Consider the following 15,431-nt stretch of genomic DNA (forward strand, 5'->3'; position numbering starts at 1 on the left):
GGTCACAGCCGCACGATGACCAGCGCGGTGTCGTCCGTGGCCCCGCCGTGCGGCAGCAGCTCCAGCAGGACGGTGTCGGCGAGGGTCTCGGGGTCCTGGTCCCGGTTCCGGGCCAGCGCGTCGGCCAGGCGGCCCAGACCGGTGTCGATGTCCTCGCCGCGCCGTTCGACCAGTCCGTCGGTGTAGAGCACCAAGGTGGCGCCCGGCGCGTACGAGGTGTCCGCCTGGGGTCTGGGGATCGGGTCGGGGCGGGCGTCGAGCGGGGTGTCGGTGGCCCCGTCGAGCAGCTCCGCGCGGCCGTCGGGGTGGACCAGCACGGGCGGGGGGTGGCCGGCACTGCTGTAGGTGATGAGGTGCCGGTCGAAGTCGATGAAGGTCGTCACGGCGGTCGCCGACTCGGCGCCCTCGACCACGTGCGCGTAGCGCCCCAGCACGTCCAGCGCCTGGGCCGGGCCCTCGGCGACCCGGGAGGCCGCGCTGAGCGCGCTGCGCAGCTGGCCCATGACGCCGGCGGCCTCCAGTCCGTGCCCGACCACGTCGCCCACCGACACCCCGACCCGGTGGCCGCCGACCAGGTCGACCAGGTCGTACCAGTCCCCGCACACGTTGAGCGCGCCCACGGCGGGCCGGTAGCGGACGGCGGCCCGGTGGTGGTGGCTGACCTGGCGGCGGTCGGGCAGCATCGCCTCCTGAAGGGCCAGCGCCACCTCCCGCTCGCGGGAGTGCGCCTGGCGCAGCCGGTCGTTGAGCTCCTGCAGCTCACGGGCGCGGGTGTACAGCTCGGCCTCCAGGACCCGGGCCCGGCTGCCCCGGTTCCCTCCGGAGCGGCCCCGGGCCCGGATCAGCTCCGTGACCTCCTCGACCCGGTGCACGATCAGCACCACCTTGCCGTCGGGGCCGACCAGCGGAGCGTTCACGGGACTCCAGTAGCGCTCATGCCACTCCCCGGGCCGTTCGGGATCCTCGACGTCGTAGCGCTGAAGGGCCATGGCGTCGCGTTCCCCGGTCGCCAGCACCCGGCGCAGCGAGGCCTCCAGGTTGCGCATGCCCGTCGCGGCCGGGTCGTTGGGGTTGTCGGGGAAGACGTCGAACAGATAGCGGCCGATCAGCTGCTCGCGGGAGCGGCCGGACACCCGGACGAACTCCTCGTTGGCGTCCGCGTACACCAGCTCCGGCGTCAGCAGCGCCACCATGCCGGGCAGGGCCTGGAACACCGCCGCGTACTCGATCGACGAATCCGTCATGGCTGCCTCACCACTGCCGGGACCAGACTATTTTCCCACGGTATGGCCGATTCCGGGCCCCGGCTTCACTCCGTGAGGTCCGTCAGCGACTGCTCCGCCCAGATGATCTTTCCGTCGTGGACGAACCGGGTGCCCCACCGCTGGGTCAGCTGGGAGACCAGCAGCAGCCCGCGCCCGCCCTCGTCCGTCGTACGGGGATGGCGCAGATGGGGCGCGGTGGCGCCGCCGTCGAAGACCTCGCAGACCAGGGCGCGCTCCCGGATCAGCCGGAGCCGGATCGAGCCGGTGGCGTACCGGATGGCGTTGGTGACCAGCTCGCTCACCACCAGCTCCGTGGTGAAGACCAGCTCGTCCAGGCCCCAGTGCGCCAGCTGCCGGGTGGCCGTGCGGCGGGCGTCGGCGACGACGGCCGGGTCGGAGGGCAGGTCCCAGGCCGCGACCTGCCCGCTGCCGAGCCGCTTCGTCCGCGCCATCAGCAGGGCCACGTCGTCGTACGGGCGCGCCGGGACCAGCGCGTCGACCACGGTCAGGCACACCGACTCGAGCGGGCCCGCCTGCTCCAGCGCCCCGCGCAGCCGTTCCCGTCCGGTGTCGACGGCCCAGGTCTCGCCCCGGGCCAGCAGCCCGTCGGTGTGCAGGGCGAGCGTGCTGTCCTCCGCGAGGGACAACTCGACCGCCTCGAAGGGCGGACCGCCCACGCCGAGCGGGGGCCCCTGCGGCAGATCGACGAACGTGACCGAGCGGTCGGGCGCGACCACGGCCGGGGCGGGGTGGCCGGCGGCCGCCATCGTGCAGCCGCCGTCGACCGGGTCGTAGACCACGTACAGGCACCCGGAACCCACGGACGACGGCCGCGCGCCGTCGGCGCCCGCCATGCCCGGTTCGACGCCCTCCTCCCGCGCCGACCGCGCCACCAGGTCGTCGAGGTGCGCCAGCACCTCCTCCGGCGGCAGATCCAGCGCGGCCAGGGTCCGTACGGCGGTCCGCAGCTGCCCCATGGCCGCCGCAGCGTCGATGCCGTGCCCGGGCACCTCGCCGACGACGAGCGCGACACGGCCGCCGGACAGCGGGATGAGGTCGTACCAGTCGCCGCCCAGACCGGTCAGCTCGTCGGCCGGCCGGTAGCACGCGGCCACCTCCACGGCGTCCTGCTCGGGCAGCCGGTGGGGGAGCAGACTGCGTTGCAGAACGAGGGCGGCGTCCCGCTCGCGGGTGTAGCGCCGGGCGTTGTCCAGACAGACGGCCGCGCGGGCGACGAGGTCCTCGGCCAGGTGCAGATCCTCCTCGTCGAAGGGCTCCCGGCGGTGGCGCCTGAAGAAGCTGGTGACGCCGAGGGTCGTGCCCCGTGACCGGATCGGCACGGTCATCACGCTGTACAGGTCCAGCTCGAGGAAAGTGACGGTCCGGCGGCCTTCCGGGAGGTCCGTGGCCCACTCCCGGGTCACCGGATCGAGCCGCTCCGCACTCCAGGAGCGCCCCGTGGTCAGGCAGCGGACCGGGGGCGACCCGGCCAGGTAGGTCGCGATGTCGCCGACCTCGAGGGCGCCCTGCGGCAGGTCGTCCTCCTCGGACCGCTGGCCGGCGCGGCGCAGCGCCACCGGATCCGTGTCCGCGAGCGGCCCGGGAGCCGGCTCGGCGCCCCGCAGCACCGCCTCCAGCAGATCCACGGTGACGAAGTCGGCAACTCCCGGGACGGCCACGTCGGCCAGCTCCTGCGCGGTGCGCAGGACGTCAAGGCTGCGGCCGATGTTCTCGCCGGCCCGGTCGAGAAGCGCCAGCCGCTGCCGCGCGCGGTGCCGTTCGGTCATGTCGACGACCGTGTAGTACACGCCCAGCGGGTGCCCCCGGTCGTCCTCGAGCCGGGTGAACGACAGCATGTGCGCCGTCTCGCGCAGCGGCGCCGACCGCACATGGCCCACGTGCTCGTATCCGACGACCGCCTCGCCGGTCTCCAGAACGTGCCGCATCTGCGCCTCGACCGCCTGGGCGTCCATGCCCGGCTGGACGTCCGCGAAGCGCAGCCCGAGCCGTCGCGGTGCCGGTCCGCCGCCGAACTGCTCCAGGGCGGCGTTGGACCACACGAAACGCAGGTCGGTGTCCACGATGGCGATGCCCACGGAGGCGTCGGTCACCATCCGCTCCAGCACCGTACGGCTCATGTCCCAGCCGGGGGCATGGCCCAGCTCCGACAGGAGCACCAGCCAGCGCGAACCGCTGTGCGTCTCCTCGGCCGGGGTGATCCGGGCCACGACCCGCACCGGCTGCCCGTGCTTGCGGCGGGCCGTCAGCAGCCCCGTCCAGCCGCCGTCCCTGCGGCAGCGCTCGACCAGGTCGGGCACCCGCTCCGCGTCCTCGGCGGCCAGCAGATCGGACAGCTTCCTGCCGACCGCCTCGGCAGCCGGGTAGGCCAGCAGCCGCCGGGCGTCGTCGGTCCAGCCCGTCACCACGCCCTGCGGATCGAGCAGCAGGGGCACGGCGTCGGCCACGTCGAACCGCCGCCGGGCAACGCCGTACTCCTCGTGTGCGCCCACCGGCCGACCTCTCTGTCGCTGAGAGTGGTCTACCACCTCTTGCCCCCATCTTCACCCTTCCCGCCTACGGGGGCGGCTTGTGCAGGTCCGGTCGGGGCGGCCGCGGGCGGCTGTGGCGCTCCCTTGCCTCAGCACCTCTCCGGCTACCCCAGCACCTTCTCCAGTGCCGCGAGCGCCCCCGCGAGCTCCTCGCCCGTGATCGTGAGCGGCGGTGCCAGGCGGATCGTGGAGCCGTGGGTGTCCTTGACCAGGACTCCCTCCCGCATGAGGCGTTCGCTGACCTCGCGTCCGGTCCCGAGGGCCGGGTCGATGTCGACGCCCGCCCACAGGCCCCGCGAGCGGAAGCCGACGACGCCCTTGCCGACCATCTCGGTCAGGCCGTCCCGCAGCGTCGTGCCCAGCTCGGCCGCGCGGCGCTGGAACTCGCCCGTCTCCAGCAGTTCGACCACCGCCGTGCCGACCGCCGCGGCCAGCGGGTTGCCGCCGAAGGTCGAGCCGTGCTCGCCCGGCCGCAGCACCCCGAGGACCTCACGGCGCGCCACCACCGCCGACACCGGCACGATGCCACCGCCCAGCGCCTTCCCCAGCAGCACCATGTCCGGGACGACCGACTCGTGCTCCACCGCCAGCGTGCCGCCGGTACGGCCGAGCCCGGACTGGATCTCGTCGGCGATGAACAGGCATCCCTTGCGCCGGGTCAGCTCGCGCACGCCCGCCAGATAGCCGTCGTCAGGGATGATCACCCCCGCCTCGCCCTGGATCGGCTCGATCAGCACCGCCGCCGTCGTCTCGTCGACCGCCGCCTCCAGCGCGGCCAGGTCGTTGTACGGCACGATCCGGAAGCCCGGAGTGAAGGGACCGAAGCCCTGCCGCGCCGTCTCGTCCGTGGAGAAGCTGACGATCGTCGTCGTACGGCCGTGGAAGTTGTCCGCGGCCACCACGATCGTCGCCTTGCCGTCCGGCACGCCCTTGACGTCGTAGGCCCACTTGCGGGCCACCTTCACCGCGCTCTCCACCGCCTCCGCGCCGGTGTTCATGGGCAGCACCATGTCCAGGCCCGTCAACGCGGCCAGCCGCTCGGCGAACTCGGCGAGCCGGTCGTTGTGGAAGGCGCGCGAGGTGAGGGTCAGCCGGTCGAGCTGGCGATGGGCCGCCTCGATCAGCGCCGGATGCCGGTGGCCGAAGTTGAGCGCCGAGTAGCCGGCCAGCAGGTCGAGGTAGCGCCGCCCCTCCACGTCCTCCACCCAGGTGCCCTCGGCGCGGGCGACGACCACGGGCAGCGGATGGTAGTTGTGGGCGAGGACCGGCTCCTCCGCGCGGATGAGTTCCTGCGAGCCACGGGCCTTCGGCGAGCCCTCGGTGCGGACGGGTGCGGTCATGAACGGATCTCCCGGATCTCCTGGGTGCAGCACTTGATGCCGCCACCGGCCTTCTGGAACTCGGACAGGTCGACGGGGACGGGGACGTAGCCACGGTCGGCGAGCTGCCCGGCCAGGGCCGTAGCCCCCGGTGAGATGAACACGTGGCGTCCGTCGGAGACGGAGTTGAGCCCGAACGCCATCGCGTCCTCGTGGGTGGCGAGTACTGCGTCCGGATACAGCCGGGCGAGCAGCTCCCGGCTGCCGGGCGAGAACGCCTCGGGGTAGTAAGCGACATTCTCCTCGTCGAGGACGAACAACGCCGTGTCCAGGTGGTAGAAGTACGGATTCACCAGCGTCAGGCTGATCACCGGCACCCCGAAGAACTCCTGTACCTCGAGATGGGCCTCACGGGTGGTACGGAACCCGGTTCCGGCCAGGACCCAGCGGCCGGCCGGCACCAGGTCGCCCTCGCCCTCGCACACGGACTCGGGGTGGTAGACCTCGTAGCCCTCCGTCTTGAACCAGGCCTCGTACGGCACGGACTCGGGGCGGCGCTCCGGCGCCTTGAAGAGGGAGCCGAACACCCGGCCCTCGACCACGACGGCCGAGTTCGCCGCGAAGACCATGTCGGGCAGGCCGGGGACCGGCTTCACCGTGTCCACGGTATGGCCGTGGACACGGTAGGCGTCGACCATCGCCTGCCACTGGTCCAGGGCGCGGATGACATCGACGGGTTCGTCGGGGTGCATCCAGGGGTTGATCGCGTACTGCACGGCGAAGTGTCTGGGTTCGCAGACGAGATAGCGCCGCCGACGCGGCACACGGGAGTCGGGCACAGAGGGGTACCTCCGCTTCCTAACGGTGTGTGACTGAGGGTTGACACCAAGGTAGGAAGTGACGGGGGCGGTCCACAAGAAACATCAGTTGCGTCTTCACGCAGGAACACTGCGTCTTGAGGCCGGTCGGCGCATGCCTGCTGCGCGATCTTCGGGGCTATTCCGGCGCCGGATGGCTGGCCCCCGCCTCCGGACTCTCCGGGAGCAGATGCGACAGCACCATCACGCTGATCGTCTTCCGGATGAACGGCTCCTGGCGGATCCGCTCCAGCACCTCCTCGAAGTGCTCCACGTCCCGCGCCCGCACATGCAGCAGCGCGTCCGCGCCGCCGGTCACGGTCATCGCCGCCGTGATTTCCGGGTAGTCCCGCACGACCTCCGCGAGCCGCCGCGGCGGTGCCGCGCCCTCGCAGTACACCTCGACGTAGGCCTCCGTGCGCCAGCCCAGCGCCGACGGCTTCACCGTGGCCGTGAAACCGGTGATCACACCCGTTTCGCGCAGCCGGTCGACCCGGCGTTTGACCGCCGTGGCCGACAACCCGATCGCCGTGCCGATCTCGGCGAAGGACGTCCTGGCGTTCGCCATCAACGCGGTGATGATCTTCCGGTCGAGTTCGTCGAACGGCGTGGACCTGCTGTTCATGCGGGCACTGTATCCAGCGGGAACGTGCACCCCCAGCACATGTCCCCAGGTACGGATCGCCCCTACACTCCGGGTTCATGCTGCGCGCCCTGGCTGTCGACGACGAACGCCCCTCGCTGGAGGAACTGCTCTACCTGCTGCAGGCGGACCCCCGCGTCGGCAGCGCGGAGGGCGCCGGCGACGCGACCGAGGCGCTGCGCCGCATCAACCGCGCCCTGGAGTCCGGCCCCGGCGGCCCCGAGGCGATCGACGTCGTCTTCCTCGACATCCAGATGCCCGGCCTCGACGGCCTCGACCTGGCCCGGCTGCTCACCGGGTTCGCCCGGCCCCCGCTCGTCGTGTTCGTCACCGCCCACGAGGACTTCGCCGTCCAGGCCTTCGACCTCAAGGCCGTCGACTACGTCCTCAAGCCCGTGCGCAAGGAACGCCTCGCCGAGGCCGTCCGCCGCGCCGCCGAGCTGCGCGGCGCCGCCCCGCGCATACCCGTGCACGAACCCGACCCCGACCACCTGCCCGTCGAGCTCGGCGGTGTGACCCGCTTCGTCAGCGTCGACGACATCACCCACGTCGAGGCCCAGGGCGACTACGCCCGGCTGCACACCGGCAAGGGCAGCCATCTGGTCCGCATCCCGTTGTCCACCCTGGAGGAGCGCTGGCGCTCCCGCGGCTTCGTCCGCATCCACCGCCGCCACCTCGTCGCCCTGCGCCACATCGGCGAACTCCGCCTCGACGCGGGCACCGTCAGCGTCCTCGTCGGCTCCGAGGAACTCCAGGTCAGCCGGCGCCACACGCGCGAACTGCGCGACCTGCTCATGAGGAGGCCGTGACAGTGCCCCAGGACCACACCGAACGCCGCGTCGTCGTCACCGCCCCGCCCCGCCGCACAGTCCCCCACGCTCGGCTTCGCTCGCGCGGGAGGTACCCCCAGGCCTCCGGCTACTACCGCCCGCGCACCGAGATCGACGAGCAGACCACCCTCGGCCACACCTACGTCCGCTCCCTGATGCGCACCCAACTGCGAGCCGCCCTCACCGTGTTCGCGATCCTCGGCCTGCTCGTCGGCCCGCTGCCGCTGCTGTTCGCCGCGACGCCCGGCACCGGCCGCCTCGAATGGGCCGTCCTCGGCTTCGGCCTCTACGTCCCCCTCGTCCTGCTCGCCCACTGGTACGTCCGCCGCGCCGAACGCAACGAACGCGACTTCGTACGCCTCGTCGAAGACCGCTGAAGCCGCATCCATGAACTCCGGCTACGCCATACCCTCCGTCGCCCTGGTCGTCGTCGCCACGGTCCTGGTCGGCGCCTTCGGCCTGCGCATCTCCCGCACCACCTCCGACTTCTACGTCGCCTCCCGCACCGTCGGCCCCCGCCTCAACGCCGCCGCCATCAGCGGCGAGTACCTCTCCGCCGCCTCCTTCCTCGGCATAGCGGGACTCGTCCTGGTCCAGGGCCCCGAGATGCTCTGGTACCCGGTCGGCTACACCGCCGGCTACCTGGTCCTGCTGCTCTTCGTCGCCGCCCCGCTGCGCCGCTCCGGCGCCTACACCCTCCCCGACTTCGCCGAGGCCCGCCTCGCCTCCCAAGCGGTACGGCGCCTCGCCGGGGCCTTCGTCGTCGGCGTCGGCTGGCTGTACCTGCTGCCCCAGCTCCAGGGCGCCGGACTGACCCTGACCGTGCTGACCGGGGCGCCCGACTGGCTCGGCGGAGTGATCGTCGCCGTCGTCGTGACCGCCACCGTCGCCGCCGGCGGCATGCGCAGCATCACCTTCGTGCAGGCCTTCCAGTACTGGCTGAAACTCACCGCCCTGCTCGTCCCCGCCCTCTTCCTGGTCCTCGCCTGGCAGCACGACGGAGCCCCGCGCCACGCCTTCGACGAACCGGCCACCTTCCGCGAACAGCGCGTCGTCCGCGTGGACGACAGCATCGCCCTCACGCTCGACCGGCCGCTGACGGTCACGGTGACCGGCACCGTGGACGGCCGTGCCCGCACCGATACCCGCCTCGAACTCCCCGCCGGCACCCACCACATCGAACGCGGCACCCGGCTCACCTTCGCCGCGGGGGCGACCGTCCCCGCGGCCGAGCGCGGTGGCGGCGGCGACCTGTCGCCCTCGCAGGACGAAGGCCGCGGGGAACGCCCGCTGTACGCCACGTACGGGCTGATCCTCGCCACGTTCCTCGGCACCATGGGCCTGCCGCACGTCGTGGTCCGCTTCTACACCAGCCCGCACGGCGTCGCCGCCCGCCGCACCACCGTCGTGGTCCTCGGCCTGATCGGCGCCTTCTACCTCCTGCCGCCCGTCTACGGCGCACTCGGCCGCCTCTACGCCCCCGAACTCACCCTCACCGGAGACCCGGACGCCGCCGTCCTGCTGCTGCCCGACCGCATGATCGGGGGAGTGGGCGGGGACCTGCTGGGCGCGCTGGTGGCGGGCGGTGCCTTCGCCGCGTTCCTGTCCACGGCCTCGGGGCTGACCATGGCGGTCGCGGGCGTCCTCACCCAGGACGTCCTGCCGTCCCGGGGCGTACGGCACTTCCGGCTCGGCACGGTCCTCGCCATGGCCGTGCCCCTCGCGGCGAGCGTCCTCGTCGGCGGGCTCCCGGTCGCCGACGCCGTCGGGCTCGCCTTCGCGGTGTCCGCCTCCTCGTTCTGCCCGCTGCTCGTCCTCGGCATCTGGTGGCGGCGGCTGACCCCGCCCGGTGCCGCCGCGGGCATGCTGGTCGGCGGCGGCTCCGCCCTGCTCGCCGTCGCCGCGACCATGGCGGGCTACCCGGGCAGGGGCGCGCTGCACGCCCTGCTCGCCTGGCCCGCCCTGTGGTCGGTGCCGCTGAGCTTCCTCACCATGATCCTGGTCTCCCTGGCGACCCCCGGCCGGGTGCCCCCGGGCACGGCGGCCGTCCTGGCCCGCTTCCACCTGCCCGAGGAACTGCGCACGGAGGTGAAGACACCATGAGCGGATTCCTCGCGGGTCTGTGCGTCGCCGTACTCCCGGTGCTGGCCGCCGGGGTCTGGCTGGGCCGGCGCACCGCACGGGGGGCCAAGAGCCTCGGCGGCCTCGGCACCCCCGTCGAGCACGCCACTTTCGAGACCCTGCACACCGCCTCCCTCGCCGCACCCCCGCTACGGGCCGGCCTGACCGAGGAGACCGCCCGCAAGTCCGCCCGCAAACTGCGCTCCCTGCTCGGCACGGACGCCCTCTGCCTCACGGACCGCGAACAGGTCCTGGTCTGGGACGGCGACGGCGCCCACCACCGCACCGAGATCATGGAACGCCTCTCGGGCGCCCTGGACACCGGCCGCGGTGAGGCATTCCGGCTCACCTGCGACATCCTCGACTGCTCGGTGCGCTGGGCGGTCGTCGCCCCGTTCACCGTCGACGACCGGGTGCACGGCGCCCTCGTCGCCTGCGCGCCCCGTGAGTCGGCGGTCCTGGTCCGGGCGGCCGGCGAGGTGGCCCGCTGGGTCTCCGTCCAACTGGAGCTGGCCGACCTCGACCAGTCCCGCACCCGCCTCATCGAGGCCGAGATCAAGGCGCTGCGGGCCCAGATCTCCCCGCACTTCATCTTCAACTCGCTCGCGGTGATCGCCTCGTTCGTGCGCACCGACCCCGAGCGCGCCCGCGAACTGCTCCTGGAATTCGCCGACTTCACCCGCTACTCGTTCCGCAGGCACGGCGACTTCACCGCCCTCGCCGACGAACTCCACGCCATCGACCACTATCTGGCGCTGGTACGGGCACGCTTCGGCGACCGCCTCTCCGTCACCCTCCAGATCGCCCCGGAGGTGCTGCCCGTCGCCCTGCCCTTCCTCTGTCTCCAGCCGCTCGTCGAGAACGCCGTCAAGCACGGCCTTGAGGGCAAAGCAGACAAATGCCGCATCCAGATCACGGCTCAGGACGCGGGCGCCGAGGCGCTCGTCGTCATCGAGGACGACGGCGCCGGCATGGATCCCGACCTGCTCCGCCGCATCCTCGCCCGCGAGGTCAGCCCCTCGGGCGGCATAGGGCTCTCCAACGTCGACGACCGGCTCCGCCAGGTCTACGGCGACGACTACGGCCTCGTCATCGAGACCGCCACGGGCGCGGGCATGAAGATCACCGTCCGGATCCCGAAGTACCAGCCGGGCGTGCACTCGGCGGGCCGGCTGACCCGGGAGTGAGCCGTCAGGTGCTGCGTGTGGTCACCACCAGCCCCAGGGTGATCAGTCCCAGGACGACCCAGCCGAACCACAGCCAGCCGTTGCTTCCGAGCGCCACCGTGTAGGCCGTCACCGCGACGAGGCCGCCGAGGGTGAGCACCCCCATGGTCCTGGTCGAGTTTGAACCGTTCGTGGAACCGGGCATCGCAACACCCTCCTCGTGGTCCGATGCCTCCATGGTGCCTGGTGGACGCCCGGCGCGCACGGCCCTTACGGGAGCGGGCTTCAGCGCCCCTGCGTGTTCAACGAGGCCAGATAGGCGTTGTACGCCTCCAGCTCCTTGTCCCCGTCGCGGTCGGCGGCCCGGTCCTTGCGCCTGGCCTGGCGCTGGTCGGAGGCGTACCACTGGAACAGCAGGGCGATCAGCACCAGCACGGACGGGATCTCGCTGAACGCCCAGGCGATGCCGCCCGCCGCGTTCTGGTCGGAGAGCGCGTCGATGCCGAGCGAGGCGGGCGGGTTCTCGAACGTCCCGACCATCGGCTCGGACGCCATCATCAGCGCGATCCCGAAGAAGGCGTGGAACGGCATGCCCGCGAACAGCTCCAGCATCCGCATCAGGTAGCCGGGGCGGTGCGGGCCCGGGTCCACGCCCATGATCGGCCAGAAGAACACCAGCCCGACGGCGAAGAAGTGCACCATCATCCCGATGTGCCCCGGCTTGGAGCCCATCAGGCTGTCGAAGATCGGCGTGAAGTACAGCCCGTACAGGCTCGCGATGAACAGCGGAATCGTGAACGCCGGGTGCGTGATGATCCGCATGTACCGGCTGTGCAGGAACATCAGCAGCAGCTCGCGGGGCCCCTTGCGGCCCCGCCCCGCCGTGGGCAGGGCGCGCAGCGCCAGCGTGATCGGGGCGCCGAGCAGGACGAGGATCGGCGACACCATGCTGATCACCATGTGCTGCACCATGTGCACGCTGAACATGACCATGCCGTAGTCGTTCAGCTTGGTGCACATCATGAGCGCGACGGTCAGCACACCGATGACGAAGGCGACCGTCCGCCCCACGGGCCACTTGTCCCCGCGCCGCACCAGCCGCACGACACCCCACCCGTAGAGCCCCAGACCGAGCAGGCAGGCGACGAGAAAGAACGGGTCCGCCGACCACTCAAGACCTCGCCCCAGCGTGAACGGCGGCAGATCCATGGTCATGCCGTGCCCGCTGTGATCCATTCCGCCGGCTCCTGTTTCGTGGGGGTGTGCAGCAATCTGTCCGCCCCAAGACTAGAACCGCCCCCGGCCGGACAAGCGACCGGGGGTAAGGCTCAGGGGCGCGGGGAACTGCGCGAACAGCCACAGACCACCGGCACCCGGCCGACTACGGCAACCTCACAGAACCGTCTCCGCCTCGTCGTACCGATCCTCCGGCACCGTCTTCAGCGTCTTCACGGCCTCCGCCAACGACACCATCACGATGTCGGTCCCGCGCAGCGCGGTCATCTGCCCGAACTCCCCGCGATGCACGGCCTCCACCGCGTGCCACCCGAACCGCGTGGCGAGCACCCGGTCGTAGGCGGTCGGCGTACCGCCCCGCTGCACATGCCCGAGGATGACGGGCCGGGCTTCCTTCCCCAGCCGCCCCTCGAGCTCCACGGACAGCTGCCGCGCGATCCCGGCGAACCGCTCGTGCCCGTAGATGTCCTTGCCGCCCTCGTCGAACTCCATGCTCCCGGCCCGGGGCTTGGCCCCTTCCGCCGCCACGACGATCGCGAAGCGCTTGCCGGCCTCGAACCGCTCGCCGACCCGCCGGGTCAGTTCCTCTATGTCGAAGGGCCGCTCGGGGACGACGATGGCGTGCGCGCCGGCCGCCATGCCGGAGTGCAGCGCGATCCAGCCGGTGTGCCGTCCCATGACCTCGACCACCAGGACCCGCTGGTGGGACTCGGCGGTGGTCTTCAGCCGGTCCAGGGCCTCGGTCGCCACTCCCACGGCCGTGTCGAAGCCGAAGGTGACGTCCGTGACCGCGATGTCGTTGTCGATGGTCTTCGGCACACCCACGACGGGCAGACCGCTGTCGGACATCAGCCGGGCGGCCTTGAGGGTGCCCTCACCGCCGATGGGGATGATCGCGTCGAGGCCGAGCTCCTCGACATGGCCCTTGGCCCGCTCCACACCGTCCCGCAGATGGGAGGGCTGGACCCGGGAGGACCCGAGAATCGTGCCGCCGCGGGCGAGGATGCCACCCACCGCGTCGAGGTCGAGCTTGAGGTAGTCGCACTCCAGGAGGCCCTTCCAGCCGTCCCGGAAGCCGATGACCTCGTCGCCGTGGTCCACGACGGCGCGGTGTACGACGGACCGGATGACGGCGTTCAGGCCGGGGCAGTCGCCGCCGGACGTGAGGACACCAATACGCATAGCCCGAAATACCTTCTCAACGTGGGCCGGGGACCGGACCACGTTGTCCGGCTCGAATTCCCGCCACCCTAGCGTCAGGGAGGGGCGGGACCGAACCGCGCGTCCGCCTGCTGGACTACCCCGCTCACCTGTGCGGATGTGCCGTCAGACGGGCTGTTGACCAGCAGGTTGACGCGTACCTCGGGCAGGCTGCGACGCGGTGCTCAGGCAGGCTGCTGAGCAGCCGCGATGCGCTCGTCGCGCAGTGACTCGTACCAGCGGTCGTCGGTCGGCGGCAGCGCGTTGACGTCGAGCGCCAGCTTCAGCAGCAGATCCGCGATCAGCGGGTTGCGCGCGAGCACGGGGCCGTGCATGTACGTGCCGAAGACGGTGTCGTTGTACGCGCCCTCCGTGCCGTCTCCCGTGCCGTTGCCGTTGCCGAAGCGCACGTTGGCGAGCGGGCGGGCGGTGGGGCCCAGGTGCGTGACGCCCTGGTGGTTCTCGAAGCCGGTCAGCGGGGGCAGGCCGAGGCGCGGGTCGATGTCGCCCAGCACGTCACCGACGCACCGCTCGCCCTCGCCGCGCACCGACACCACGTCCAGCAGCCCGAGGCCGGGCTCGCGCTGGCCGAGGTCGTTGATGAACTCGTGGCCGAGGATCTGGTAGCCGGCGCACACGGAGAACACGATGGCGCCGTTCTCCACGGCCCGCTGCAGACCGCCGTCCCGGCGCAGCCGCTCGGCCGCGAGCCGCTGCGGACGGTCCTCGCCGCCGCCGATCAGGTAGATGTCGCCCGAGGTCGGGATCGGCTGGTCGCTGCGCACGTCCAGCCGGGCCACGTCCAGGCCGCGCTGGACGGCCCGGCGCTCCACGACGAGGACGTTGCCCTGGTCGCCGTAGGTGCTGAGCAGGTCGGGATAGATCCAGACGACCCGCAGTTGGTTGTCGCTCACAAAAGTCCCCTGACGTCTCGTGCTCAGTTGCCGACGCGGCGGCGCAGATCCTGGAACGCCGTGTAGTTGGCGATGACCTCGATCCGGCCCGGCGGGCACGCCGCCACGGCCTGGTCGAGGTTCTCGTAGACCTGGAAGTGCTGGTCGGCGACCTCCAGCCGGACCGCGAGGTCCAGCCTCCGGTCGCCCACGACGCAGATCGGGTGACCGGTCAGCCGCGTGTAGTCGACGTCCCACAGCCAGGAGGTGTCGGTGCCGTCGGCGCCGCGCGCGTTCACGGAGAGGATCACCGGGGTCGGCGGCGGGTCGATCAGCGAGAACGTCTCCAGCCAGCCGGCCGGGTTCTTCGCGAGCAGGAGCCGCAGGTCACGGCCCTGGAACTGGACGACGTCGTACCGCCCGGCCACCGCCTGCACCTGGTACATGCGCTCCAGCGCGACCTGCGGCGGCACCCCGAACACGGCGGCGACGGCGGCCGAGGATGCGGCGTTGGCCTTGTTGGCGCGGCCGGGCAGCTGGAGGTGGATCGGCCAGGCCGAGCCGTGCGGGTCGAGCACGTGGTCGCCGGAGAGCGCCCAGCTCGGCGTCGGACGGCGGAAGCCGCACTCACCGCAGAACCAGTCGTCGCCCGGGCGCTGCATCACGCCACCGCACGACGGGCAGGACCAGGCGTCGTCCTTCCACATCTGCCCCGCCGCGACCCAGATCACATTGGGGGAGGAGGACGCCGCCCACACGACCAGCGGGTCGTCGCAGTTGGCCACGACCACGGCCTTGGAACCCGCGAGTCCCTCCCGCCAGTTCTCGGCGAGCATCCGGGTCTCGGCGGCCCGGTCGAGCTGGTCGCGGGAGAGGTTCAGCAGGGCGATGCACTTCGGGGAGGTGTCCCGGGCGACACCGGCGAGGTACTTCTCGTCGACCTCGATCACGCCGTACCGGGCTTCCGAGCTGCCCGCCAGCGCCGAGGTGATACCGGCCGGCATGTTGGCGCCGAGGGCGTTGGAGACGACCGGTCCGGCCGCCCGCAGTGCCTCGGCGATGAGTCGGGTCGTGGTGGTCTTGCCGTTCGTCGCCGAGACCAGGATCACGTCCAGGTTCTGCGCGAGTGTGGCGAGGAGGTCGGGGTCGAGCCGGAGAGCCACCCGGCCGCCGATCACCGAACCGCTGCCGCGTCCTGCGGCACGGGATGCCGCTGCGACCGCCTTGCCCGCGGTCACGGCCAGCTTGGCCCGCGGCGAGAGCGGGTCCGAGTTGCCTGCCATCAGTTCTCGATCCTCCTTGCGTACGCGCCGCGCCTTGAAGCCTGACGGCCACGTGGTGTGGACCTCAGC

Annotated in this window: 14 protein-coding genes; 4 read left to right on the forward strand and 10 right to left on the reverse strand. The window is 71.9% G+C overall.

Annotation, left to right across the window (positions count from 1 at the left end; translation table 11 throughout):
• Window positions 1–2: 2 nt before the first annotated feature.
• The 5 genes from ACZ6I3_RS08045 to ACZ6I3_RS08065 form a co-directional block, all read right to left on the reverse strand.
• A complete protein-coding gene (locus ACZ6I3_RS08045; protein ID WP_469412725.1) occupies window positions 3–1,244 on the reverse strand; it encodes a PP2C family protein-serine/threonine phosphatase in 1,242 nt (413 codons plus the stop codon).
• A gap of 65 nt (window positions 1,245–1,309) precedes the next feature.
• Complete coding sequence (locus ACZ6I3_RS08050) at window positions 1,310–3,775, reverse strand: SpoIIE family protein phosphatase (RefSeq protein WP_469412727.1); 2,466 nt, start codon at window positions 3,773–3,775, stop codon at window positions 1,310–1,312.
• 143 nt (window positions 3,776–3,918) lie between these two features.
• Window positions 3,919–5,154, reverse strand: a complete 1,236-nt coding sequence (rocD, locus tag ACZ6I3_RS08055; protein WP_469412729.1) for an ornithine--oxo-acid transaminase — start codon at window positions 5,152–5,154, stop codon at window positions 3,919–3,921.
• Entirely contained in the window at window positions 5,151–5,972 is an 822-nt protein-coding gene (gene ddaH / locus ACZ6I3_RS08060) for a dimethylargininase (RefSeq protein WP_469412731.1), read from the reverse strand. The genes rocD and ddaH overlap by 4 nt, the downstream gene beginning before the upstream one ends.
• Window positions 5,973–6,129: 157 nt before the next feature.
• Window positions 6,130–6,615, reverse strand: coding sequence for an Lrp/AsnC family transcriptional regulator (locus tag ACZ6I3_RS08065; RefSeq protein ID WP_184599229.1), 486 nt, complete (start codon window positions 6,613–6,615; stop codon window positions 6,130–6,132).
• Window positions 6,616–6,692: 77 nt separating this feature from the next.
• Here ACZ6I3_RS08065 and ACZ6I3_RS08070 point away from each other — a divergent pair, with 77 nt between their 5' ends.
• The 4 genes from ACZ6I3_RS08070 to ACZ6I3_RS08085 are packed head-to-tail and all read left to right on the forward strand — an operon-like array spanning window position 6,693 to window position 10,771.
• Window positions 6,693–7,442, forward strand: a complete 750-nt coding sequence (locus ACZ6I3_RS08070) for a LytR/AlgR family response regulator transcription factor (protein ID WP_469412733.1) — start codon at window positions 6,693–6,695, stop codon at window positions 7,440–7,442.
• A gap of 2 nt (window positions 7,443–7,444) precedes the next feature.
• Entirely contained in the window at window positions 7,445–7,840 is a 396-nt protein-coding gene (locus ACZ6I3_RS08075; protein ID WP_469413121.1) for a hypothetical protein, read from the forward strand.
• A 10-nt stretch (window positions 7,841–7,850) separates the two neighbouring features.
• Complete coding sequence (locus tag ACZ6I3_RS08080; protein WP_469412735.1) at window positions 7,851–9,566, forward strand: sodium/solute symporter; 1,716 nt, start codon at window positions 7,851–7,853, stop codon at window positions 9,564–9,566.
• Window positions 9,563–10,771 (forward strand): sensor histidine kinase, encoded by a 1,209-nt coding sequence (locus tag ACZ6I3_RS08085; RefSeq protein WP_469412737.1) that lies wholly within the window; start codon window positions 9,563–9,565, stop codon window positions 10,769–10,771. The genes ACZ6I3_RS08080 and ACZ6I3_RS08085 overlap by 4 nt, the downstream gene beginning before the upstream one ends.
• Before the next feature lie 4 nt (window positions 10,772–10,775).
• Here ACZ6I3_RS08085 and ACZ6I3_RS08090 read toward each other — a convergent pair whose 3' ends face one another.
• The 5 genes from ACZ6I3_RS08090 to ACZ6I3_RS08110 form a co-directional block, all read right to left on the reverse strand.
• On the reverse strand, window positions 10,776–10,955 hold the full coding sequence (locus tag ACZ6I3_RS08090; protein WP_469412739.1) for a hypothetical protein: 180 nt from the start codon (window positions 10,953–10,955) through the stop codon (window positions 10,776–10,778).
• 80 nt (window positions 10,956–11,035) lie between these two features.
• Window positions 11,036–11,986 (reverse strand): cytochrome c oxidase assembly protein, encoded by a 951-nt coding sequence (locus ACZ6I3_RS08095; RefSeq protein ID WP_469412741.1) that lies wholly within the window; start codon window positions 11,984–11,986, stop codon window positions 11,036–11,038.
• Between the two features lie 156 nt (window positions 11,987–12,142).
• Complete coding sequence (locus ACZ6I3_RS08100) at window positions 12,143–13,168, reverse strand: 6-phosphofructokinase (protein WP_390986209.1); 1,026 nt, start codon at window positions 13,166–13,168, stop codon at window positions 12,143–12,145.
• A gap of 203 nt (window positions 13,169–13,371) precedes the next feature.
• Window positions 13,372–14,100, reverse strand: coding sequence for a type 1 glutamine amidotransferase (locus tag ACZ6I3_RS08105; protein WP_469412743.1), 729 nt, complete (start codon window positions 14,098–14,100; stop codon window positions 13,372–13,374).
• Between the two features lie 23 nt (window positions 14,101–14,123).
• Complete coding sequence (locus ACZ6I3_RS08110) at window positions 14,124–15,362, reverse strand: DUF1727 domain-containing protein (protein WP_469412745.1); 1,239 nt, start codon at window positions 15,360–15,362, stop codon at window positions 14,124–14,126.
• Between the last annotated feature and the right edge of the window lie 69 nt (window positions 15,363–15,431).

The sequence above is a fragment of the Streptomyces sp. NPDC041940 genome (assembly GCF_055589465.1).